Here is a 21,931-nt window from a genome sequence, read left to right on the forward strand (position 1 = left end):
GTATAATTCATTGATCAGCGTGTTATTTACTGCTGATGCCCCGCTTCTCCATTGAAGCATAAATCATTTTGGCTTGAACCAAGGTAATCACGTTACTGACTAGCCAGTATAGTACCAGACCTGCAGGGAACCACAGGAAGAATACACTCATTGCTACCGGCATCCATTGCATGATTTTCTGCTGCATTGGATCAGTAATGGTGGTTGGCTGAAGTTTTTGCAATAGGTACATACTTGCGCCAGTCAGAATTGGCAGCACAAAGTACGGGTCTTTTGTAGAAAGGTCAGTGATCCAAAGCACAAAGTCTGCATGGCGTAGTTCAACACTTTCCATCAGTACCCAGTAAAGCGCAAGGAAGATAGGCATTTGCAGAAGAAGAGGTAAGCAACCGCCCATTGGGTTTACTTTCTCTTTGCGGTAAAGCTCCATCATAGCTTGAGACATTTTTTGTCTGTCGTCGCCAAAACGGTCTTTTAGCTGCTGCATCTTAGGTGCTAAGTTGCGCATACGTGCCATTGACTCGTATTGCTTCTTAGTTAGCCAGTACATCGCGCCTTTCACTACAATAGTGATAAGGATAATTGCCACACCCCAGTTATTAACTAGGCTATGAAGGAAGGTAAGAAGGGCGAACAGCGGCTGTGAAATCCAGAAAAGAATACCGTAATCAACGGTTAGGTCTAATCCGCGCGCAATTTTCGCTAGGCTTTCTTGATCTTTAGGACCCATGTAAAGGGTAGACGCAAGGGTTTTGGTTTCACCAGGCGCTACGCTCTCAGACGGCGATAATACACCAATTACCGCATACTGATTTTTCAGGTTACGAGAATAAAGCGTGTTAGTTTGCTCTTGTGAAGGTACCCATGCTGATACAAAGTAATGTTCAAGCATGCCAACCCAACCCGCTTTCGTGGTTTCGCGTAGGTTGTCATCTTCAATCTCGTCAAACGAGTACTTTTGATAACGGTCATCTTCCGTTGAGTAAGCGGCACCACGGTACGTTGGCATAAACATGTTGCTGTCGTCTTCAAACTCCATCACTTGCTTAAGCTGCGCATACGGCTGAACTGTTGCTGCGCTGCCGGTGCCATTTTCAACGTTATAGCTCACGTTTACGTCGTACTGACCTTTAGTGAAAGTGAAAGTTTTGGTAACTGACAAGCCTTGGTTGTTTTTCCATGTAAGAGGAATAACAAGGGTGTCGCCAGTCATTTCATAATAGTCACTTTGTGCATTATACACCGGGCGGCCACTGCTGCTTGCATCAGGCCCTTGAGCACCTATTAGGCCACTTTGCGCTACATAAAGACCGTTGCCAGAGCGAAGTAGGCTGTAAGGAATATCCGAACCTTGCTCTACCGGAAACTTCAGTAAGTCTGCTGATACTACATCGCCGCCTAGCAAATCGATGCGTAAATCAAGCGTATCGGTTTTTACTTCAATAATGCGGTTTGAGCTTTGCGCCGCTGCGATAGGTTGTGCAGCAGGAACGCTATCACTACTAGGTACATCTTCGCTGCCATTTTCATTAAATGACGGTACGCCTTGTGATGTCTCTTGCGTTTGTTGTTGCTCAACAGGCACAACTGGCTGTGGCCCATAATCTTTTTGCCATGATTGCCAAAGCAAAAAGCTAACTAGCGCAAGGCCAATTATCAGAAAACTACGTTGCGATTCCATAGAGGTCTCTTTATTTTGAGTGTTTATCTTGTTGTTTTTCCGGCACTGGATCATATCCGCCGGCATGCAAAGGGTGGCATTTTAATATGCGTTTAATAGATAACCAACCGCCTTTTACTAATCCGTGCGTTTTTAATGCGTCTATAGCATACCAAGAACAAGAAGGATGGAAACGACATCGTTGCCCTAACATAGGGGAAATGAACCATTGATAGAATTTTATCAATGCCAAAGGCACTGCAATTAAGAGTTGCCGCAACGCTTGTTTAATTTTTTCCATAGCTTGTCCAATGTAGCGAAAACTTCTTGGTTGCTAAGGTTGTCAGCGCCAGACTTGCCAATAACGATAATATCGACATTGGGTAAGTTGTGCTGTTTATGCCTAAAACTTTCTCTGACTAATCGCTTCAAACGATTTCTATCGTGAGCTTTACGGATACGTTTTTTCGCGAGCGTAATGCCTAAACGAGGAGTTGAAAGTGTATTTTTTCTGGCTAGGACAGTAAAAGAGGGAGATACAGCTGGGGTTGCGTTATCAAACACATAGGTAAAGTGGGTGGGAGTTAACAGACGTAACTCCCTAGAAAAATTATTCTCGCCCACTTTGGCGTCTTTCAATTAAGCTGAAAGACGAGCGCGGCCTTTTGCACGGCGAGCTGCTAGTACTTTACGACCATTTTTAGTCGCCATACGAGCACGAAAACCGTGAGAACGCTTGCGCTTTAGATTGCTCGGTTGAAATGTTCTTTTCATGACCAAAGTCTCACTTATATTTAGTTAAACATAGGCGTTTTTGGTAACACATTATGCTGTTGCCAGAACAATGTGGTGTTTTCACCAGAAAAGCCCATCGAAAAAGGACGCTGAATTCTAGAGATCTCGGGGCGTGCTGTCAATGCATATTCTCGCTTTTCGGATGAATAAGTGAACAATTTTTGCATTTTCTAATCGATAGCTTAATCGATAACGCAGTTTTCGTACAAATCGTCTGTGAATAACGCGTAAAATTTGGTTAGGTTATCCACAGTGCGTTGTGAAAAACACAGAGATATATATAAAAAGCAAGGTGATCTAACGGTTTTTTAGCACAAATTTAGAATGAATTTTTCTCGTTATAGTTTGATTTGATCTAAAAGAAAAAAGCTTGCTAATCAGTTGCTTGTTGTTTTGATCGAAAAGATCGATCGGGATCGCCATTTACATTGTGTTGATAAAGTAAGATAATCCACAGCGATTAAAACGATAACTTAATTTCTCGCTGCTACCCAACACTTCCAACGCTATTTTCTTCTAATGGCGCTTTTTAGTGCCTGCTTTCTTTATGCTTGGCTTTTCAGGAGTTGGTTTTTCTAGCGAGTTACGGGAGCTAACTACGTACCATGTCCTTGTGGAACCAATGCCTTGAAAGATTGCGTCAAGAATTACCAACGCAGCAGTTTAGTATGTGGATACGACCGCTTGTTTGTGAAGAACAACAAGGCGTGGTTGCACTCTATGCTCCCAATCGTTTTGTACTTGATTGGGTAAGAGACAAGTACCTGAATAATATTACCGCACTACTAAAAGAGTTTGCCGGAAGTGACGCACCACAATTGCGTTTAGAAGTGATGAATCGTCACAGCGTAAGCCGTAGTCAGCCTGTAAGTACCAGCGGATCTTCGCCTGCTCCAAATACGCCTAATAATCAACCAAGTAAGCCTAGTGCACCTGCGGGCGGTCAAGGGTATCAGAACTATAATCCTAGTAATCAGCCTGTTCACAGCGGCAGTAATGGGCAGCACACATCGTCTTATTCACCAATGTCGAATAGCGGTATGCCATCATCGGCAAGCCAAGCGGGTGATCAAGGACAAAACAATGCGTTTTCAAAATCACCTTCATACACACAGGGTATGGATCTAAATGATCGCGGTGCGCAAAACCACGACCGTAATGGATATAATGCATACGCAGATCAAGCGCCAAGATCGTCTACACCGCCGAAAGTGATCCCGATCCCTGAGGCGATGAAGCATAAAAGTAATATTAATCCGACTTATCAATTCGACAACTTTGTCGAAGGTAAATCTAACCAGCTAGCACGTGCGGCTGCAACTCAAGTTGCAAATAACCCAGGCGGTTCTTACAACCCACTGTTCATTTACGGTGGTACGGGCTTAGGTAAAACTCACTTATTACATGCAGTGGGTAATGGCATCGTAGCTAATAACGGTGACGCTAAAATTGTGTATATGCATTCAGAGCGTTTCGTGCAGGATATGGTTAAGGCACTACAAAATAACGCTATAGAGGACTTTAAGCGCTTCTATCGCAGCGTTGATGCGTTACTTATCGATGATATTCAATTCTTTGCTAATAAAGAGCGTTCACAAGAAGAGTTCTTCCACACGTTCAATGCGCTTCTTGAAGGTAACCAACAAATCATACTTACTTCTGATAGATATCCTAAAGAGATTGATGGGGTAGAGGATCGATTGAAATCGCGCTTCGGTTGGGGTTTAACTATTGCTATAGAGCCACCAGAGCTTGAAACCCGAGTGGCTATTTTGATGCGCAAAGCGGCAGAGAACCGGATTCACTTACCTAATGAAGTGGCGTTCTTTATAGCTAAGCGATTGCGTTCAAACGTACGTGAGCTCGAGGGTGCACTTAACCGTGTTATTGCTAACGCAAACTTTACCGGTCGCCCTATCACTATTGATTTCGTTCGTGAAGCGCTTCGAGACCTTCTCGCACTTCAAGAAAAATTGGTAACCGTTGATAATATTCAGAAAACCGTCGCAGATTATTATAAGATAAAAGTAGCTGATATTTTGTCTAAACGACGTAGTCGTAGTGTGGCGCGTCCTCGCCAAGTCGCGATGGCGCTGGCCAAAGAACTTACCAACCACAGTTTACCTGAACTAGGAAACGCGTTTGGTGGACGAGACCACACTACGGTTTTACACGCTTGTAGAAAAATAGAGCAGCTAAGAGAAGAAAGTCATGATATAAAAGAGGACTATAAGAACCTCATTAGGACTTTGTCTTCCTAACACCACGACCTTAGAGGCGAGATAGCACTGCGATGAAATTTACTATAAGCCGCGAACAATTTTTACAACCCCTACAGTTGGTATCTGGTGCTGTAGAGCGTAGACACACACTGCCAATTCTTTCCAATGTTCTCATCAAAGTAAGTGAGGACGCACTTTGGCTTACTGGTACAGATTTAGAGGTAGAACTAATTTCTAGCGTGAAATTAGAAGGTGAATTCACGGAAGGTGAAATTACTGTTCCTGCTAAAAAGCTGTTTGATATTATTCGCGGTATTTCTGAAGGAACAGATATTCATTTCTCGTTAGACGGCAGCAAAGCACTTATTCGTGCCGGTCGAGGTCGTTATACGCTTTCTACTTTATCTGCCAACGACTACCCAAATTTAGAAGACTGGGAAGGTGAAGTTGAGTTTGAATTATCGTGCAGTGATCTAAAACGTCTTATCGATGCAACGAGCTTTTCAATGGCTCAACAAGACGTACGTTATTACTTAAATGGTATGTCCCTTGAAACGGAAGAGAATATCATTCGTACCGTTGCAACAGACGGTCACCGTCTTGCTCTTTGTCGCCTAAACTACGAGACCGCTTTGCCATCTCGTCAGGTGATTATTCCACGTAAAGGCGTGTTAGAAATTTCTCGTCTTATTAGCGAAGATGATAAATCTCTTAAGGTGCAAATAGGCGCCAACCATCTTCGAATTTTCTCAAACGATTTCATTTTCACTTCGAAATTAGTTGATGGCAGATTTCCTGATTATCGCCGTGTTTTACCTCAAAATGGCGACAAGGAAATTATTGCGAGTAAAGCCGTATTAAAAGAAGCATTTTCACGTGCGGCCATTCTATCTAACGAAAAGTTTAGAGGCGTACGATTAAACTTGTCTTCTGGTGAGCTTAAGATAACGGCTAATAACCCAGAGCAAGAAGAAGCGGAAGAAATCGTTGATGTTCAATATCAAGGTGACGATTTAGAAATTGGCTTTAACGTTGCCTATTTAATTGACGTGTTGAATGCGCTTGGATCTGATGGTGTTAAAGTTAGCCTATCAGACTCAAACGCAAGTGCGCTAATCGAAGATGATGCTGATGACGCCGCGTTATACGTTATTATGCCAATGCGACTGTAGTCACTACTACATTAAGTGTTTGCAGCGTTTCGCATATTCCACGTTATTTTGTTATTTAAATTATCAATTCAAGAAGCGATGAGTGTTGATACTCCTCGCTTCTTTTCTTTCATCAGTGTGACCTCATGAAACTGGACCGCGTCCAGATTACACAGTTTCGTAATCTTACTTCCGTATCACTTTCTCCTTCACCAGCGTTGACTATCATTAAAGGCGTGAATGGGAGTGGAAAATCCTCGTTAATCGAAGCACTTTATTACCTGGGCTTTGGACGTTCTTTTAGAACAAATAAACACAGTTCGGTTATTCAAAATGAGAAGGACAGCTTCAGTGTTTTCGCGTCATGCAAAACTGAAGAAGGGGATGAATTAAAGCTAGGTTTTCAACGAAGTAGAAATGAGACATTCACCTGTAGTATTAACGGTGAACATTCAAATAAGTTATCAGATTTAGTTAGCTTGGTACCACTTCAACTTTTTACTCCGCAGAGTACTGACCTTATAATTGGTTCGCCTTCCGAGCGTCGACGTTTTTGTGATTGGGGATTGTTTCACGTGGAACATCAGTTTCAATCACTTGCTAATCAGTATGGTAAATTTTTAAAACATAGAAATGCCTTACTGAAACAGCAGGCAAATTTAAGCGCACCACAAAATCAATATTGGGAGTCTCAGTTCTCAGAACTAGGTGAATCTCTATCGGCTACGCGTCAGGAATATGTGGATACCCTTACGCCTATTTTTAAGCAATATGCGCAAGAATTTCTTCCTAACTTCGATGTGGAATTAAGTTACTATAAAGGGTGGGAAAAAGATGTCGGTTTATCAGAAAGCCTAGTTAAAAAACGTGAGTATGATGGTAAAATAGGACATACCTCTTCTGGGCCCCATAAAGCCGATTTAAGGCTTAAAGTGAATGGAGTAAACGCCCAGGAGCTTTTATCGAGAGGGCAGCTTAGAATGGCTGTGGCAGCGCTTCAAATGTCACAGACTAAGCTATTTAATAAGGCAACGCAGCGTAAAAGTATCTTTTTACTTGATGATGTAGGTGCCGAACTAGATGCCGATAAAAGAGAACAATTTATTGATGGGTTGCTCAAAATGGATACGCAGGTTTTCGTTACTGCAATAGAATCCACGCAGCTCGCTTTTATACAAAAATACAACGAAAAGAAAATGTTTCACGTGGAACATGGAAACGTGAAAGAGGAGTAAAAGCTAGTATGTCAGCAGAGAACAACTACGACTCGTCCAGTATTAAAGTACTTAAAGGATTAGATGCCGTAAGAAAGCGTCCTGGTATGTATATCGGTGATACTGATGATGGTACCGGATTACACCACATGGTTTTCGAGGTGGTCGATAACTCTATCGATGAAGCACTTGCTGGACATTGTTCTGAGATTACTGTGCTCATTCACAGCGATGGCTCAGTATCTGTGTCTGACGATGGACGTGGTATACCAACTGAAATGCACCCAGAAGAGGGTGTGTCTGCAGCTGAAGTTATTATGACGGTTCTTCACGCCGGCGGTAAGTTCGACGATAACTCTTATAAAGTATCGGGCGGTTTGCACGGTGTAGGTGTATCAGTAGTAAATGCACTTTCAAGCCGTCTGAAGCTTCGTATTCGTCGCGGCGGTAAAGCGCATGAACAAGAATATCATCATGGTGTTCCACAGGCGCCACTAGCCGTAACAGGCGATACTGACAAAACGGGAACTATGATCCGTTTCTGGCCAAGTTCAGACACCTTCACAGATACGCTTTACCACTACGATATTCTTGCTAAACGTCTTCGTGAACTATCATTTTTGAACTCTGGTGTGTCTATTCGCTTGAAAGACGAACGCGATGGAAAAGAAGACCACTTCATGTACGAAGGTGGTATCAAAGCTTTCGTTGAGTACCTAAATGAAAAGAAAACACCTGTTCACCAGAAAGTGTTTCATTTCAGCAGTGAACAAGAAGACGGTATTGCAGTAGAAGTAGCGATGCAATGGAACGATAGCTTCCAAGAAAACGTGTTCTGTTTCACCAACAATATTCCTCAGCGCGACGGCGGTACTCATTTGGCGGGCTTCCGTGGAGCGTTGACGCGTACATTGAATAACTACATGGAAAAGGAAGGCCTGAACAAAAAGGCTAAAACGAATGCCAGTGGTGACGACGCGCGTGAAGGTCTAACCGCGGTTATTTCCGTTAAAGTACCAGATCCGAAATTCAGCTCACAGACTAAAGATAAGCTTGTATCTTCTGAAGTTCGTCCAGCTGTCGAATCGGCAATGAATGAAAAGCTAGCAGAGTTCTTATTAGAAAACCCTGCAGAAAGTAAAATTATTGCGGGTAAGATTATTGATGCTGCTCGTGCTCGTGAAGCTGCACGAAAGGCCCGTGAAATGACACGCCGTAAAGGTGCGCTAGATTTGGCTGGTCTGCCGGGTAAGCTAGCTGACTGTCAGGAAAAAGATCCTGCACTTAGTGAATTATACATAGTGGAGGGTGACTCTGCGGGCGGTTCAGCTAAGCAGGGTCGTAACCGTAAAAACCAAGCTATTCTGCCGCTTAAAGGTAAAATCCTAAACGTTGAGAAAGCGCGTTTTGATAAGATGCTTTCTTCTCAGGAAGTTGCGACGCTTATCACGGCACTAGGTTGTGGTATCGGTCGTGACGAGTATGACCCTGAAAAATTACGCTATCACAGCATCATTATCATGACCGATGCTGACGTAGATGGTTCTCACATTCGTACGCTTCTACTCACATTTTTCTATCGTCAAATGCCTGAAATCATTGAGCGTGGATATGTATATATTGCACAGCCACCGCTATACAAAGTGAAGAAGGGTAAACAAGAGCAGTATCTTAAAGATGACGATGCGCTAATTAACTACCTAACATCAATCGCAATTGACGGTGCGTCTTTGCACACCAGCGATAAAGACCCAGGTATTAGTGGTGTAGGCCTTGAAAACCTTGTTAAGCAGTACCAATCGGTAGAGAAGATGATTGCACGTATGAAACGTCTTATGCCTGCATCTATCCTCTACAGAATGCTTTACACGCCTACGCTAAACCTTGAAGACCTTAAAGATGAGTCTGCACTAGAGCATGTGGCGAAACACTTCGTAGAGCAGCTTACAGAGCGCGAAAACGATGGTGCTACATACCGTTATGAAATTCGCACTGATGCTGAGCTTAGCGAGTACTACATTACAATCATTATGCGTATGCACGGAATTGATTATGAGTACATTATCGATCATGAGTTCATCGAGTCGTCGGAATACCAGCGTCTTAAAGAGCTTAACCTTGCCATTAACGACATGATGGGCAAAGACGCCTACATTCAGCGTGGCGAGCGTAGACAGCCAGTTGAGTCTTTCAAAGAAGCACTAGAGTGGCTAATGAACGAAGCGAAACGCGGCCAATACATTCAGCGCTATAAAGGGCTAGGTGAAATGAACCCTGAGCAACTCTGGGAAACCACCATGGATCCTGAAAGCCGCCGTATGCTACAAGTTACCATTGAGGATGCCATTGGTTGTGACCAGCTGTTCACTACATTGATGGGTGACCAAGTTGAGCCTCGTCGAGAGTTTATCGAAGCTAACGCGCTGAAAGTGGAAAACTTAGACGTGTAGAGCTTTTATTTATTTGAAAAAAGCGACCAACGGGTCGCTTTTTTTTTGCCTAAGCTCAGGTGAATTACTCGTACAAAACAGAGAACTTTTTATTGGCATTGAACGTGAGGCAAGAGTCTTTACAATGAAAAAAGCTTGGTGAATGCCGCTACTACTACACGGCACTCAAGTCTAAACTTTAGAAACAACCAGAGCGACTTCCCCCGCACTTGCTGCTGTTGCTGTAAAGCGATAGGTGCCAGTTGAGGAGGGGGTAAATTGCAAGTTCTCTGAGCCCTGTTCACAGACTAAATAAACAGTGGAGCCTAACATTACAGGCTGCCCTTTATATTTGCCGCCACAGCTTTGTGAGGGCGTCCATTTTGCATCGGACAACCTAAAATCATAAGGTTGTCCGTCGGCTATGAGTTCAACGTCCACTGTCCAGCCTGAATTTGATCGTTTGAACTTGTAACTTGGGTCAGCCTCCCACCAGTTAAATACACCTCTTAGGAACATGTTTTCGAATTGAATGCGAGGCACGTCCGGTGCTATTTCTGGAATTTTAAAACTTCCACTGCTTGAGCATGCTGAAAGTGCTATGCACATAGAAGCAATAGTTAGTAACTTTTTCACAGCGTCTCCATTTATAAAAAAAGCCCAACGTTAAAGCTGGGCTCTTTGTTTTTCGCGGCATAAAACCGCATTAACTCTTACTAGCCTACGACTTCGCGAGAATAGATATATCTGCGGTAGTAAGGAAAAGTTGCCTTAAAAGCGACAGTAAAGCAAGTCGGTTATTTTTAACCGCTTCGTCATCAGCCATAACCATTACGTTATCGAAGAAGTTATCGATTACATTACGTAAGGTTGCAAGCGCAGTAAGAATACGCGTGTAGTCCTGTGAAGGAACAGCAATATCAACTTCTTTCTGTGCGGCTTTCAGCTCAACGTAAAGCGCTTTTTCAGCTTCTTCAGCTAACAGTGACTCATCAATATTCACTGTGTCTGTCACTTCAACGTTCTGCTTAGCAAGGATGTTTGCAACACGCTTGTTAGCGGCAGCTAGCGCTTCGGCTTCTTCCAATGCTCTGAACTTATCTACCGCATGAACTCGGGCTAAGTAGTCAGCTGGCTTAGTAGGGCGACGAGCAGCAACGGCCTGAATAACGTCAATGGCGATAGCTTGATCTTGTAGGAGCGCAGTAAATCGACCCAATACAAAATCAACAACCTGAGATTGTGTTTCTGCATTCGTTAACTTATCGCCATACACATCGATAGCTTTGCTTACTAACGTTTCAAGATCTAGCGGCAGTGACAGCTCAGTGACAATACGTAATACACCGATAGCTGCACGACGAAGCGCAAATGGGTCTTTATCACCCTTAGGTAACTGGCCAATACCAAAAATACCCACAAGAGTATCTAGTTTGTCAGCAAGCGCGACCGACGCGCTAACGCCTGAACTAGGAAGTGCGTCACCAGCAAAACGCGGCATGTATTGTTCATACAGTGCTTCTGCAACGGGCGCATCTTCACCGTCGTTTAGCGCATAGTATTTACCCATAACACCTTGAACGTCAGGGAACTCCATAACCATGTTCGACATCAAGTCGGTTTTAGCTAGAAGACCTGCTCGTGCAGCTTGTGTTTCATTCGCATCTATTTGCGACGCGATAAACGCCGATAGGGCAGATATACGCTCAGACTTTTCTTTTAGCGTACCAAGCTGTTTTTGGAACAACACGGTTTCTAAGCTTTCAAGGCGGCTTTCTAATGTCGTCTTTTTATCGCTGTTAAAGAAGAACTCAGCGTCTGCAAGACGAGGGCGGATAACCTTTTCATTGCCAGAAATAACTTGAGACGCATCGCGACTTTCGATATTCGTTACGAATAAGAAAGTGTTTGAAAGTGCACCATCGCTATCTAGCAGCGGCACATATTTTTGGTCGTCTTTCATGGTATAGATAAGCGCTTCTTTCGGTACTGCTAAGAAAGCCTCATCAAAACCAGCTTGAAGTACAACCGGCCACTCTACAAGTGACGCGATTTCTTCTAGTAAGTCTTCATTATAGTCTGGCTTAAGCGACAAGCTTTGCGCTGCGTCTTCAAGCTGCTGACGCACTTTATCTTTACGCGCCTCAAAATCTGCCAGCACATATTGTTGCTCTAGGGCAGAGGCGTAATTGTCAGCATGATCCAGTTCAAAGCGACCTTCGCCGTGGAATCGGTGACCCTGAACAACGCGGCCGCTTGTTAGGCCCAATACAGAAACGTTAACCACTTCGCTTCCGTAAAGCACGCAAAGGGTGTGAACCGGGCGTATAAACTGAGTGTTGTAATTACCCCAACGCATTGGCTTTGGAATAGGTAGCTTGCTTACCGCTTGGTTTATCAGCCCTTCTAGAAGCTCTGCAACTAATTGCCCTGGAACGTGGGCTTTATGAAGTAACCACTCTCCTTTGTCAGTTACAAGGCGTTCTGCGTCAGCAACGTCAATGCCGTTACCGCGAGCCCAACCTTGTGCTGCTTTAGTGGGATTACCGTCGGCGTCAAACGCGGCTGATACTGCTGGGCCGCGTTTCTCTACTACTTTGTCAGCCTGACCTTCAGCAAGACCTGAAACATAAACGGCTAAGCGGCGAGGGGCTGCAAACCAGCTGACTGAATCAAAGCTTAAGTCAGCTTGCGTAAGCGCAGCTTCAAACTGCGTGGCGAAGGCTTCACCTAAAGACTTAAGCGCTTTTGGTGGGAGTTCTTCAGTACCTAATTCAACTAAACAATTTTCTGTACGCACGCTTATGCCTCCTTGTTACATAGTGGGAAGCCAAGTGCTTCACGTGCTTGGTAATAGCTTTCTGCACACGCTTTGGCTAGCGTTCGAACGCGAAGAATATAGCGCTGGCGTTCGGTCACTGAGATAGCATGACGAGCATCAAGCAAGTTAAATGCGTGTGACGCCTTCATAACCTGCTCATAGGCAGGAAGTGGAAGGTTGTTTTCGATAAGCTTTTTGCTTTCTGCTTCACATTCGTCGAAGGTTCTAAATAAAGCTTCAACATTGGCGTGTTCGAAGTTATACGTCGATTGTTCTACTTCGTTTTGATGGAACACATCGCCATAGGTCACTTTGCCCATAGGGCCGTCAGTCCAAACCAGGTCGTAGATACTATCGACACCTTGAACGTACATGGCGAGTCGCTCTAAGCCGTAGGTAATTTCGCCGGTAACAGGCTTACACTCTAGACCGCCTACCTGCTGGAAGTACGTAAACTGAGTTACTTCCATGCCGTTTAGCCACACTTCCCAACCTAGACCCCATGCACCAAGCGTGGGTGATTCCCAGTTGTCTTCTACGAAGCGAATGTCATGAACCAGCGGATCGAAACCTAACTCTTTCAAAGAGCCCAAGTACAACTCCTGAATATTGTCAGGTGAAGGCTTAAGCATTACTTGGAACTGATAGTAATGTTGTAAGCGGTTTGGGTTCTCACCGTAACGACCATCGGTCGGTCTACGGCACGGTTGAACATAGGCGCTACTCATTGGCTCTGGACCTAAAGAACGTAGGAACGTCATAGGGTGAAAAGTACCGGCACCCACTTCCATATCCAGAGGCTGAATAATAACGCAGCCCTGACGCGCCCAATAATCTTGAAGCGCAAGGATCAACCCTTGAAAGGTCTTAATATCGTATTTCTGCATACATCCGCTGCTTATTAGTTATCTGACTTAAAATAAAGGTGGGATAGTATACAATTTGTGAGGCATAGTATGTAGGTGTAAAGGGTGAAAAAACGTCACGAATAAAGCCAATATGCCACTTCACAACAAGGATTTAATCTTAAGCCATGCCCAATCAAACAAAAATAGAAAAAAATATGCCTTTGCATCGCTGCGGTTGGGTAAGCAGCGACCCTATTTATTTAGCGTATCATGATAACGAATGGGGGGTACCCGAGCTAGATAGTCGCGCGTTGTTTGCTAAGTTATGCCTCGATGGACAGCAGGCTGGTTTATCTTGGCTGACCATTTTGAAAAAACAGCAGAATTTTGAACAGGCATTCTACCAGTTCGACCCTGAGAAAATTTCGAAAATGGGCCCCGATGATGTCGACAGACTTATGCAAGACAGCGGCATAATCAGAAACAAGCTCAAAATAGAGTCGGTTATCAAAAATGCCAAGGGTTTTTTAGCTATTGAAGCGTCGCAGCCATTCAGTGATTTTATTTGGCAATTTACAGATGGACGTACGGTCATTAATGCGTGGGAAGACTTCAGGCAAGCACCCACATCAACTGATGCGTCTAAAGCAATGTCAAAAGCACTTAAAAAGCACGGATTTAATTTTGTAGGTGAAACGATTTGCTATGCTTTTATGCAAGCTGTGGGTATGGTCAATGACCACGAAGTAGGGTGTCATTGTTACGAACGTACCTGCGAGCTCGCGATAAAGTGACATAGGCAAAGGTAACCGGGTTAAAAAAATGGCCGACTACATACTGTACTCGGCCATTTTCGATATTGATTGCATTAGTTTTTATCTTTTAAATCAGCGTCGCGCTTACTCGTTATTTAGTGGCTACGAGTGTCTCACAATACGCCTTCAGCGGTGGTAATTCGTCCAGCACCTTAGATTCGTATTCCGATTCAATCTGCTCGCGAGCGATATCTTGCTTTCTTCGCTCATTCTTAGGTAGCTGTTGCCTTGCTTCTAAAATCGCAAAACCGCTTACCTCTGTGAATAGTGCATGAATGTTGGGATACTGCGCTTTAAAATCAGGCGGAGTACTTATTGGAAGCGCGTTAAGCAAGTTCACGATGCGAATTACGCCTTCTGACAAATCACATTGCTGCTGCTCCATCGCCTTAGCTATTACTATAATACTGTCGGTTATAGTGGCTACGCGCGACTGCCTTGCCGCTTCTTGTCGCTCTTTTTGTTGTTTTAACATAAACAGCAGTTTGCCTGCGTAAAAACCTAGCGCAAGAATAATTAGTAGCGCGATGCCTGAAAGTACTGCCCAAAGCATGACTCTTTCCCGTTTTTTATTAGTGCTTAAAGTCGTCGATATTAATAGCGTCTAAATCATTAAACGGATCCATATCGTCGTCTTCATCATCCTCTTCTACTATTCCTAATAGATCACAAAGAATGCGGTGGCGTGCCATTTTCTCGTCGACATAAGCTTGTTGCTCACGGGTGAGCGGTTTATCGTCGTCAAGTTTGTCGAGTAAATCTGACAAGCGTTGATCTGCTTCAAGCGCTGCCAGTTCTTGGGCTGGTGTGGCGTACTTTTTCTTTTGAGCAGGGGTGGGCGTCACTGCTTTTACAAGCTGAATAGGCTTTTTACTGCCGTGGCGCGGATCTTTATTCTCTGCACTCTTTTTGCCCGTCACTTTTTTCTGTTCAACATTGTGGCGATTACCAGCGGGCTTACCTTTATGCTTTTTAGGGCGAGGCGAGTCTGATTTACGGTTTTCGCTTGGTTTAAAGTCAGGATCTTTACGAACGCCGATTAGGCCGACTTTACGTGATTTCTTTGAACGTGCCATAATTTCCAAATAACAAAGAGAGTGAAAAAACAGCGCTATTATAGCGCGAATTAGTGTCTACGTATTGATCTTTGGGTATGCAGTGCAAAATCAATACGGGGAACATAAAGTATTACGGGAATTTGTTTCAGCGCTTTCTCAATAGAACGACATCGCTGGCAGGAAAAGTGACATCATAGCCATCTCGTTGTGCCAAATATTGAAAGGTTGCTTCGCTGAAAAAGCTAACGTGGGTGACGTCGTTTTTATAGTGCCAATTTGCAAACCTGGCTTTATCAAGTACGCGCTTGGTCATGATGGCAAGAACGCCACCAGAAGCTACAAGTTTGTTAAAAAGCGCCCATTCCACATGAGGGGCGTGAAAGTGTTCTATAGCCTCTGTACATGTCACTATGTCATAGCTTTGCTCAAGTACCGATAAGTTGTGTGCATAGAAGGGATCGTACATATTCATCCTAACGCCTTCTTCTTCCAGCATACTTGCTAAAACAGGCGCAGGGCCACAGCCAAAGTCTAGTCCTCGGAGTTCACCAAATTTCATGTCTTTTATAAAAGGTGTAAGTGGCGTTAAAACCTTTCCTAAAAACTTTCGATACCCTTCGTCTTCAAAGCTATTCTCGTGAAGGTCATACTCCTGCTTTTCTACTTCTTTAGATGGCAAGAATTCAGGAGAAACATAAACGAGTTTGCATTGATTGCATTGGAGGTAATCGCGCTTTTTATCTGAGTGATAGTGAGATGGCGCGTTAGCGCTTTTGCATAAAGGACAGTACATAGGAAAGTGAACAATAATAAGGGGCTTAAAAAAGAAAAAGGTGATGGTTCTCACCATCACCTTACATTGTATGAGTGTCAGATGACACCTCTCCCGTTATACACTTCTATGTGTATTTTGCTTCCCTAGCCGTGCTCCCCTTATTTTTATTGTTAGCAGAGCTGTATTGTTGTTTTTGGCCCTCGTGGCTCTTTATCCCGTCTTCCATGCTGCATTTTTATTATTATTCTTGTTATTTAGCTTGTAGCTTTTCAAAGGCACCTACAAACTACGCCGTTAGATTACACGAATAATTTCAAAATACAACTTTTTCGGTAACAAATTTTTAACAACAATGTGCAAAAACGGTAATGCTTAGTGTAAGCCCGCGATATAGTTAGATAAAATCTCAATATCTTCGTCGGTTAATTTCATCGCAATATCACGCATCATGCCATTCATGTCATTGTGACGTTGGCCTGAACGGAATGCTTTCAATTGAGCTGCAGTGTAAGTTGCATGTTGACCGCTGATATCAGGGAAACCTGCTAAGCCCATGCCGTTGCCCTTAGGACCGTGACACGCGATACATGCAGTTACGCCTCGAGACTCGTCGCCACCTTGGTACAATGCACGGCCAGCTTCAACGTATTGCTCTGGTGTTTCACCCGCCTTTGGCTCTTGGCTTGAGAAATAAGCGGCTAGGTCTTTCATGTCTTGCTCTGAAAGTGGGGCAGCCATGCCGTTCATGACAGCATTGTTACGACCTTCCTCGCCACCTGTTTGAGAGGCAAGTTTAAATTCGGTTAATTGCTTAACAATGTACTCCTCATGCTGGCCAGCAATCTTTGGGTTCATGTCAATCATGCTGTTGCCATCAGGGCCATGACAGGCTGCACATACTGCAGATTTCGCTTTACCTGCCTCGGCGTCGCCTTCTGCCATAGCAGTTGCGCTTAAACCTAAAGACATACATACCAACAAACACAGTTTTTTCATAATAAATCTCTTAAATGGATCCAACGGCTCGCGTGATATACGTGATATCATGCGTATTTTACACATTTAACGCGTCAGAAAAACCTATTCCATGATAAAACTATGGTTTTTAGTTGGTTTATTCATTAAAAAACTGTAAACCGAAGGTTGAGACGCATGTGGAGGTAAGTCTAGATGTCGTATTACACCAAAGCAAAATTCTTTACGAGCGCACCTGATATTCGTCATTTAAAGAATGATACCGGAATTGAAGTAGCGTTCGCGGGCCGCTCTAATGCGGGTAAATCGAGTGCACTTAACACGTTAACTCGTCAGAAGAACTTGGCAAGAACGAGTAAAACACCGGGTCGCACCCAATTGATCAACGTCTTTGAGTTAGAAGAAGACTTACGCTTGGTTGATTTGCCAGGATATGGCTTTGCAAAAGTGCCAGTAGCCATGAAAAAGAAGTGGCAGGCGTCACTTGGTGAATATCTTCAAAAGCGCAAGTCCCTTAAAGGATTAGTCGTTCTAATGGATATTCGTCACCCCTTCAAAGATTTAGACCAAGATCTTATCCATTGGGCAGTAGCCTCAAATATTCCAGTACTGGCACTTCTCACTAAAGCCGACAAACTTAAAAGCGGTAAGCGAAAGGCACAGCTGTTAATGGCGCGTGAAGCTGCGATGGCATTTATGGGCGATGTTACCGTGCAAACCTTCTCGTCATTAAATAAGCACGGGTTACCCGAATTAGAGCGTATTTTGGATACGTGGTTTGGCTTAGATAAACAAGACGAAACAGAAGAGTCTGATAGCGAAGTACAGTAGCTCAATTCACCCTTACCGTTTGTGCTGATCTGACGTGCCCGATGTATAGGTATGATGGGGTGTTAGACAAAAGAACGCCCCGCATAGAGCGAGGCGTAAACTGAGAGAAAACACATAAAAACCGTAGATATAGAGTCGTGATAAATAGAAAAGTTCAGAAAAATTAAAATAAAATTCGCTTTATTTTTTAAGTTATTGATATTTATGAATTATTTATTTCCCGTAGATATAAAAAAACCCCGACAAAACTGTCGGGGTTAAAGCAAAGGTTTGAAAACAGCTTTCTCACCTCTGTACCCTACATGTGTAATATTACAACAAAGCACAGAAAAGGCAAGGGTGTTATGTAATTAAATTACCAAATTTAATGAATATAACGCGCCTTTTAATGTAAAAACTGTAATCTAATTACCAAACTAGTGCGCTTCATCCCAGTTTTCGCCCACACCAGCCTCAACAACCAGCGGAACATTTAGCGTAGCTGCGCTTTCCATAAGAGCAGTAATAGTAGAGACATAGGTTTCCACTTTGTCTTCTTTTATTTCAAAAACCAATTCATCGTGCACCTGCATCATCATTGTCACATCATCAGATGCATTTTTTCTAATCCAGTCATCAACTTTGATCATCGCCATCTTAATAATGTCTGCCGCTGTGCCTTGCATAGGCGCGTTTATCGCTGCGCGCTCTGCGCCTTTTCTACGTGCACCATTACTGGCTTTAATATCAGGCAAATAAAGTCTGCGACCAAATACGGTTTCTACATAACCTTTTTCTTTCGCGCTCTCACGTGTTGAATCCATGTACTCAAGCACGCCTGGGTAGCGCTCGAAGTAAAGATCCATATATTTTTGTGCTTCATTACGTGGAATATTAAGTTGCTTCGACAACCCAAAGGCACTCATACCGTAAATTAAGCCAAAGTTAATCGCTTTTGCACTGCGACGCTGTTCAGTGGTTACTTCATCAAGTGGCACACCAAAAACTTCCGCTGCGGTTGCTTTATGAATATCTTTACCATGCGCAAAGGCATCTAACAGACCTTTATCGCCAGAAAGGTGCGCCATAATGCGCAGCTCAATTTGTGAGTAGTCGGCTGCGACGAACTTATTTCCTTCTCTGGGTACAAATGCCTGACGCACGCGGCGACCTTCCTCATTTCGGATAGGGATGTTCTGTAAGTTAGGATCGGTAGAAGAGAGTCGTCCCGTGGCGGTTACTGCTTGGTGATAAGAAGTATGCACTCGACCCGTACGATGATTGATCATCTTAGGAAGTTTATCCGTGTAGGTATTCTTTAGCTTGGTTAGGCCACGGTATTCCATGATCTTCTTCGGCAACGGGTACTCAAGCGCAAGTTCTTGCAGTACGTCCTCAGAAGTAGACGGCGCCCCTTTAGGCGTTTTCTTTATGATCGGTAGCGACATTTTTTCGAACAAGACATGTTGAAGCTGTTTAGTAGAACCTAAGTTGAATGGCTCGCCAGCTTCCTCATGTACTTCACTTTCAAGCTCGGCAATCCGGGTGGCAAGATCCTGGCTTTGCTGACGCAGCCTTTGGCTGTCTATCAATACACCTTCCTGTTCCATACGAGAAAGTACACAGGCTAGGGGAACCTCAACATCTATCAATAGATTTTTAAGCTCAGGAATTTCTTTCAACTTAGTCCAAATAGCGTTGTGTAAGCGAAGCGTGATATCAGCATCTTCTGCGGCATAAGGCTCAGCTTCTTCAAGGCTAATTTGATTAAACGTTAGCTGCTTTGCGCCTTTACCCGCAATCTCTTCGAAGTGAATAGTTTTATGACCAAGGTAGGCTAGGGCAAGTGAGTCCATATCATGGCGCTGTGCAGTACTGTTTAGTACATAGCTCTCAAGCATGGTGTCAAAGCCAATGCCGTTTAAGGTAATGTCATAGTTCGCTAATACGTTTTTGTCGTATTTTATGTGTTGACCTACTTTGATCACGGTGTCCGATTCTAAAATAGGTTTTAATGCGTCTAATACGAATTCTCGTGATAGCTGGGCGGGTGCATCTGGGTAATCGTGAGCAACAGGCACATAAGCTGCTTCACCTTCCTCTATACAAAATGAAACACCAACTAACTCCGCATCCATGTAGTTAAGGCTGGTTGTCTCGGTATCAAAAGCGATTAGCTCGGCTTTTTCTAGCTTCGCGACCCACGCATTAAAGCGTTCCTCATCAAGCACTGTCTCATACTTCGACTTATCTATCTCTACCGATTCACTTTGTTCGCTCTCTTCTGCGCTATCGCTTTTTTCTTCGTTGGTGTTTGCATTGGCACCAGAGGTATCTCCGCCGGCTATTAGCGCGCTTACTTCTGCATGCCAGCGTTTGAACTCGTATTCGGCAAACAGATCGCGAAGTTGTTCGTTATCGGCTTGGCAAGGCATAAGAGCTTCGACATCATAGTCAAGGTCAAGATCGATGCTGATAGTAGCTAGGGTATAAGAAAGCCGAGCTTGCTCTTCGTATTCCTGCATTTTAGCCGCCATCGACTTACTGCCTCTAAACGACAGATCTGCAATTTTATCCAGGTTCTTATATATGTCGTCGATACCGCCAATACCGTTTAACAAGGCTTGAGCACTTTTATCACCTACACCAGGTACACCTGGGATGTTATCGACTTTATCGCCCTTAAGCGCAAGGAAGTCGATCACAAGCTCCGGTGGAATACCAAACTTCGTATTTACACCTTCGACATCCATCAGTTGGTTTGTCATGGTGTTGATTAAGGTGACATGTTCATTTACCAGCTGCGCCATGTCTTTATCGCCGGTGCTGATAAGGGTATCAATACCTTTTTCTGTGGCGTGTTTGGCTAACGTGCCAATCACGTCATCAGCTTCTACACCCGATTCAACAATAACAGGTAATCCCATTGCCTTAATGATGGCGTGCAACGGTTCGATTTGGCTTCTTAGCTCATCCGGCATCGGAGGACGGTTCGCTTTGTACTCTTTATAGATGTCATCGCGAAAGGTCTTGCCTTTAGCATCAAAAATCACCGCCATATGCGTCGGGTTGTATTGTTTGATCAAGCTTTTAAGCATGTTCACAACACCATAAATAGCACCGGTGTCTTGGCCCTTTGAGTTGGTTAAAGGTGGTAAACCGTGAAAGGCACGAAAAAGATATGACGATCCATCGACAAGAATAAATGGAGGCTTTTTAGAATCAGGCATAGATGGCGATTTTCCAATAGAGAATATGAGCGCAAGGATGCCACAGGCTAGGGCAGATCGCCATATCATGAAGGAACATTAAGGTCGATAGCGGATCGCATTTCGCCTGTGGATAACTTTGTGATCTAAAATTTTGGGCACAGTGATCCGGGTGATCTTTGTCAAGTTAAAGATCACCTTTCAAATCAAGAAAAATAAGGGAATGAGACTTAGGTGTGAAAACAGCGTACCTGCTACTTACCATTCCATTTTATGTGGATAACTTGGTGTACGTTTATTTTTGGTTTAACCAAGTTGGTCAAGTAATGTAGCATAACCATTAACAATGTATACACGTATTATTAAGAACTTTTTTTGAACAGTTGTGTGTTTAATAGCCAAATTTTGAATAAGTAGATGGCATAGCGTCTAGGAGGACAATATGAAACAAGTAGCCGTTATTTTAAGTGGTAGTGGTGTGTTTGACGGGGCTGAGTTACACGAAGCGGTATTGACACTTTTAGCCATTGAGCAAGAAGGTGCGTCTTACCAATGTTTTGCTCCAGATGTAAACCAACTGCATGTAGTCAATCACTTAACCGGTGAGGTATCAGAAGGTGAAGCACGAAATGTGTTAGTAGAATCGGCCCGTATTGCCCGAGGTGATATAAAACCCGTGACTGAGTGCGACGTAACTGCTTTTGACACACTTATTTTACCTGGTGGCTTTGGCGCTGCGAAGAACCTGTGCACGTTTGCTGTAGACGGTGAAAATTGTACCTTTAACGAAGAGGTGCTGACAGTGTGCAAAGCCTTTGCACAAGCTAAAAAGCCCGCAGCGTACGCGTGTATTGCACCTGCGCTAGCAGCAAAAGTGTATGGCAACAAAACTAAACTGACCATTGGCAATGACGAAGCCACGGCTGGTGGGTTGAATGCATTAGGAGCCACGCATGTAGAGTGCCCAGTTGATGAGGTGGTTGTTGATAATGACGCAAAGCTTGTTACTACACCTGCGTATATGCTGGCGCAAAGCATTAGTGAAGCCAATGCGAGTATTACTAAAATGGTTAAAACCGTGCTTGCTATGAAATAGGAAACTAAAAAATAAAAGTGGTTGGTTTTTTCCTAGTGAAAAGATCAGGTGCC

At 43.8% G+C, this 21,931-nt stretch carries 20 protein-coding genes; 7 read left to right on the forward strand and 13 right to left on the reverse strand.

Features of this window, described 5'->3' with window-relative positions; translation table 11 throughout:
• Positions 1-22: 22 nt before the first annotated feature.
• Genes yidC through QME20_RS11570 form a run of 5 tightly spaced genes read right to left on the reverse strand, consistent with a single transcriptional unit; the run spans position 23 to position 2,622 of the window.
• On the reverse strand, positions 23-1,681 hold the full coding sequence (yidC, locus tag QME20_RS11550; protein ID WP_049586373.1) for a membrane protein insertase YidC: 1,659 nt from the start codon (positions 1,679-1,681) through the stop codon (positions 23-25).
• Positions 1,682-1,691: 10 nt separating this feature from the next.
• Positions 1,692-1,940, reverse strand: coding sequence for a membrane protein insertion efficiency factor YidD (yidD, locus tag QME20_RS11555; protein ID WP_014951464.1), 249 nt, complete (start codon positions 1,938-1,940; stop codon positions 1,692-1,694).
• Positions 1,925-2,284, reverse strand: a complete 360-nt coding sequence (rnpA, locus tag QME20_RS11560; RefSeq protein ID WP_015000154.1) for a ribonuclease P protein component — start codon at positions 2,282-2,284, stop codon at positions 1,925-1,927. The genes yidD and rnpA overlap by 16 nt, the downstream gene beginning before the upstream one ends.
• A 15-nt stretch (positions 2,285-2,299) precedes the next feature.
• Positions 2,300-2,434, reverse strand: coding sequence for a 50S ribosomal protein L34 (gene rpmH, locus QME20_RS11565; protein WP_014290886.1), 135 nt, complete (start codon positions 2,432-2,434; stop codon positions 2,300-2,302).
• A gap of 20 nt (positions 2,435-2,454) precedes the next feature.
• Positions 2,455-2,622: a hypothetical protein gene (locus tag QME20_RS11570; RefSeq protein ID WP_155279887.1), complete on the reverse strand. Its 168-nt coding sequence runs from the start codon at positions 2,620-2,622 to the stop codon at positions 2,455-2,457.
• Positions 2,623-3,060: 438 nt separating this feature from the next.
• On the opposite strand from QME20_RS11570, the gene dnaA reads away from it, so the two are divergent.
• The 4 genes from dnaA (at position 3,061) to gyrB (ending at position 9,492) form a co-directional block, all read left to right on the forward strand.
• Positions 3,061-4,716, forward strand: coding sequence for a chromosomal replication initiator protein DnaA (gene dnaA / locus QME20_RS11575; protein WP_049586370.1), 1,656 nt, complete (start codon positions 3,061-3,063; stop codon positions 4,714-4,716).
• A gap of 32 nt (positions 4,717-4,748) precedes the next feature.
• Positions 4,749-5,849, forward strand: coding sequence for a DNA polymerase III subunit beta (gene dnaN, locus QME20_RS11580; RefSeq protein WP_012516526.1), 1,101 nt, complete (start codon positions 4,749-4,751; stop codon positions 5,847-5,849).
• Positions 5,850-5,974: 125 nt separating this feature from the next.
• Positions 5,975-7,063 (forward strand): DNA replication/repair protein RecF, encoded by a 1,089-nt coding sequence (gene recF / locus QME20_RS11585; RefSeq protein ID WP_101563203.1) that lies wholly within the window; start codon positions 5,975-5,977, stop codon positions 7,061-7,063.
• Positions 7,064-7,071: 8 nt separating this feature from the next.
• Complete coding sequence (gyrB, locus tag QME20_RS11590; protein WP_239238868.1) at positions 7,072-9,492, forward strand: DNA topoisomerase (ATP-hydrolyzing) subunit B; 2,421 nt, start codon at positions 7,072-7,074, stop codon at positions 9,490-9,492.
• A gap of 171 nt (positions 9,493-9,663) precedes the next feature.
• Here the strand turns inward: gyrB and QME20_RS11595 are convergent, their stop codons facing one another.
• From QME20_RS11595 to glyQ, 3 genes are all read right to left on the reverse strand, one after another.
• On the reverse strand, positions 9,664-10,107 hold the full coding sequence (locus QME20_RS11595; RefSeq protein WP_039234509.1) for a hypothetical protein: 444 nt from the start codon (positions 10,105-10,107) through the stop codon (positions 9,664-9,666).
• 85 nt (positions 10,108-10,192) lie between these two features.
• A complete protein-coding gene (gene glyS / locus QME20_RS11600; RefSeq protein ID WP_110289606.1) occupies positions 10,193-12,271 on the reverse strand; it encodes a glycine--tRNA ligase subunit beta in 2,079 nt (692 codons plus the stop codon).
• A 2-nt stretch (positions 12,272-12,273) separates the two neighbouring features.
• A complete protein-coding gene (gene glyQ / locus QME20_RS11605) occupies positions 12,274-13,179 on the reverse strand; it encodes a glycine--tRNA ligase subunit alpha (RefSeq protein ID WP_014947716.1) in 906 nt (301 codons plus the stop codon).
• A 146-nt stretch (positions 13,180-13,325) separates the two neighbouring features.
• On the opposite strand from glyQ, the gene QME20_RS11610 reads away from it, so the two are divergent.
• A complete protein-coding gene (locus QME20_RS11610) occupies positions 13,326-13,934 on the forward strand; it encodes a DNA-3-methyladenine glycosylase I (RefSeq protein WP_187446856.1) in 609 nt (202 codons plus the stop codon).
• Between the two features lie 112 nt (positions 13,935-14,046).
• On the opposite strand, the gene QME20_RS11615 is transcribed toward QME20_RS11610, so the two are convergent.
• The 4 genes from QME20_RS11615 to QME20_RS11630 all read right to left on the reverse strand — a co-directional run bounded on the left by QME20_RS11615 (position 14,047) and on the right by QME20_RS11630 (position 16,784).
• A complete protein-coding gene (locus tag QME20_RS11615) occupies positions 14,047-14,508 on the reverse strand; it encodes a DUF2489 domain-containing protein (RefSeq protein ID WP_039222303.1) in 462 nt (153 codons plus the stop codon).
• Positions 14,509-14,527: 19 nt separating this feature from the next.
• The gene (yihI, locus tag QME20_RS11620; protein ID WP_014947719.1) at positions 14,528-15,031 is read right to left on the reverse strand and encodes a Der GTPase-activating protein YihI; all 504 of its coding nucleotides are present in this window, start codon (positions 15,029-15,031) and stop codon (positions 14,528-14,530) included.
• A 127-nt stretch (positions 15,032-15,158) separates the two neighbouring features.
• Entirely contained in the window at positions 15,159-15,860 is a 702-nt protein-coding gene (locus QME20_RS11625) for a class I SAM-dependent methyltransferase (RefSeq protein ID WP_080986387.1), read from the reverse strand.
• A gap of 300 nt (positions 15,861-16,160) precedes the next feature.
• Positions 16,161-16,784 carry a c-type cytochrome gene (locus QME20_RS11630; protein ID WP_281715966.1) on the reverse strand — a complete coding sequence of 208 codons (624 nt, stop codon included), beginning with the start codon at positions 16,782-16,784 and terminating at the stop codon, positions 16,161-16,163.
• 174 nt (positions 16,785-16,958) lie between these two features.
• Here QME20_RS11630 and yihA point away from each other — a divergent pair, with 174 nt between their 5' ends.
• Complete coding sequence (gene yihA / locus QME20_RS11635; protein WP_014947722.1) at positions 16,959-17,594, forward strand: ribosome biogenesis GTP-binding protein YihA/YsxC; 636 nt, start codon at positions 16,959-16,961, stop codon at positions 17,592-17,594.
• A 416-nt stretch (positions 17,595-18,010) separates the two neighbouring features.
• Here yihA and polA read toward each other — a convergent pair whose 3' ends face one another.
• Positions 18,011-20,803: a DNA polymerase I gene (gene polA / locus QME20_RS11640; RefSeq protein ID WP_281715967.1), complete on the reverse strand. Its 2,793-nt coding sequence runs from the start codon at positions 20,801-20,803 to the stop codon at positions 18,011-18,013.
• A 421-nt stretch (positions 20,804-21,224) separates the two neighbouring features.
• On the opposite strand from polA, the gene elbB reads away from it, so the two are divergent.
• Positions 21,225-21,878 (forward strand): isoprenoid biosynthesis glyoxalase ElbB, encoded by a 654-nt coding sequence (gene elbB, locus QME20_RS11645; protein WP_014947724.1) that lies wholly within the window; start codon positions 21,225-21,227, stop codon positions 21,876-21,878.
• Positions 21,879-21,931: the final 53 nt, after the last annotated feature.

The organism is Alteromonas sp. CyTr2 (assembly GCF_947311905.1).
Taxonomy (GTDB): Bacteria; Pseudomonadota; Gammaproteobacteria; order Enterobacterales; family Alteromonadaceae; genus Alteromonas; species Alteromonas macleodii.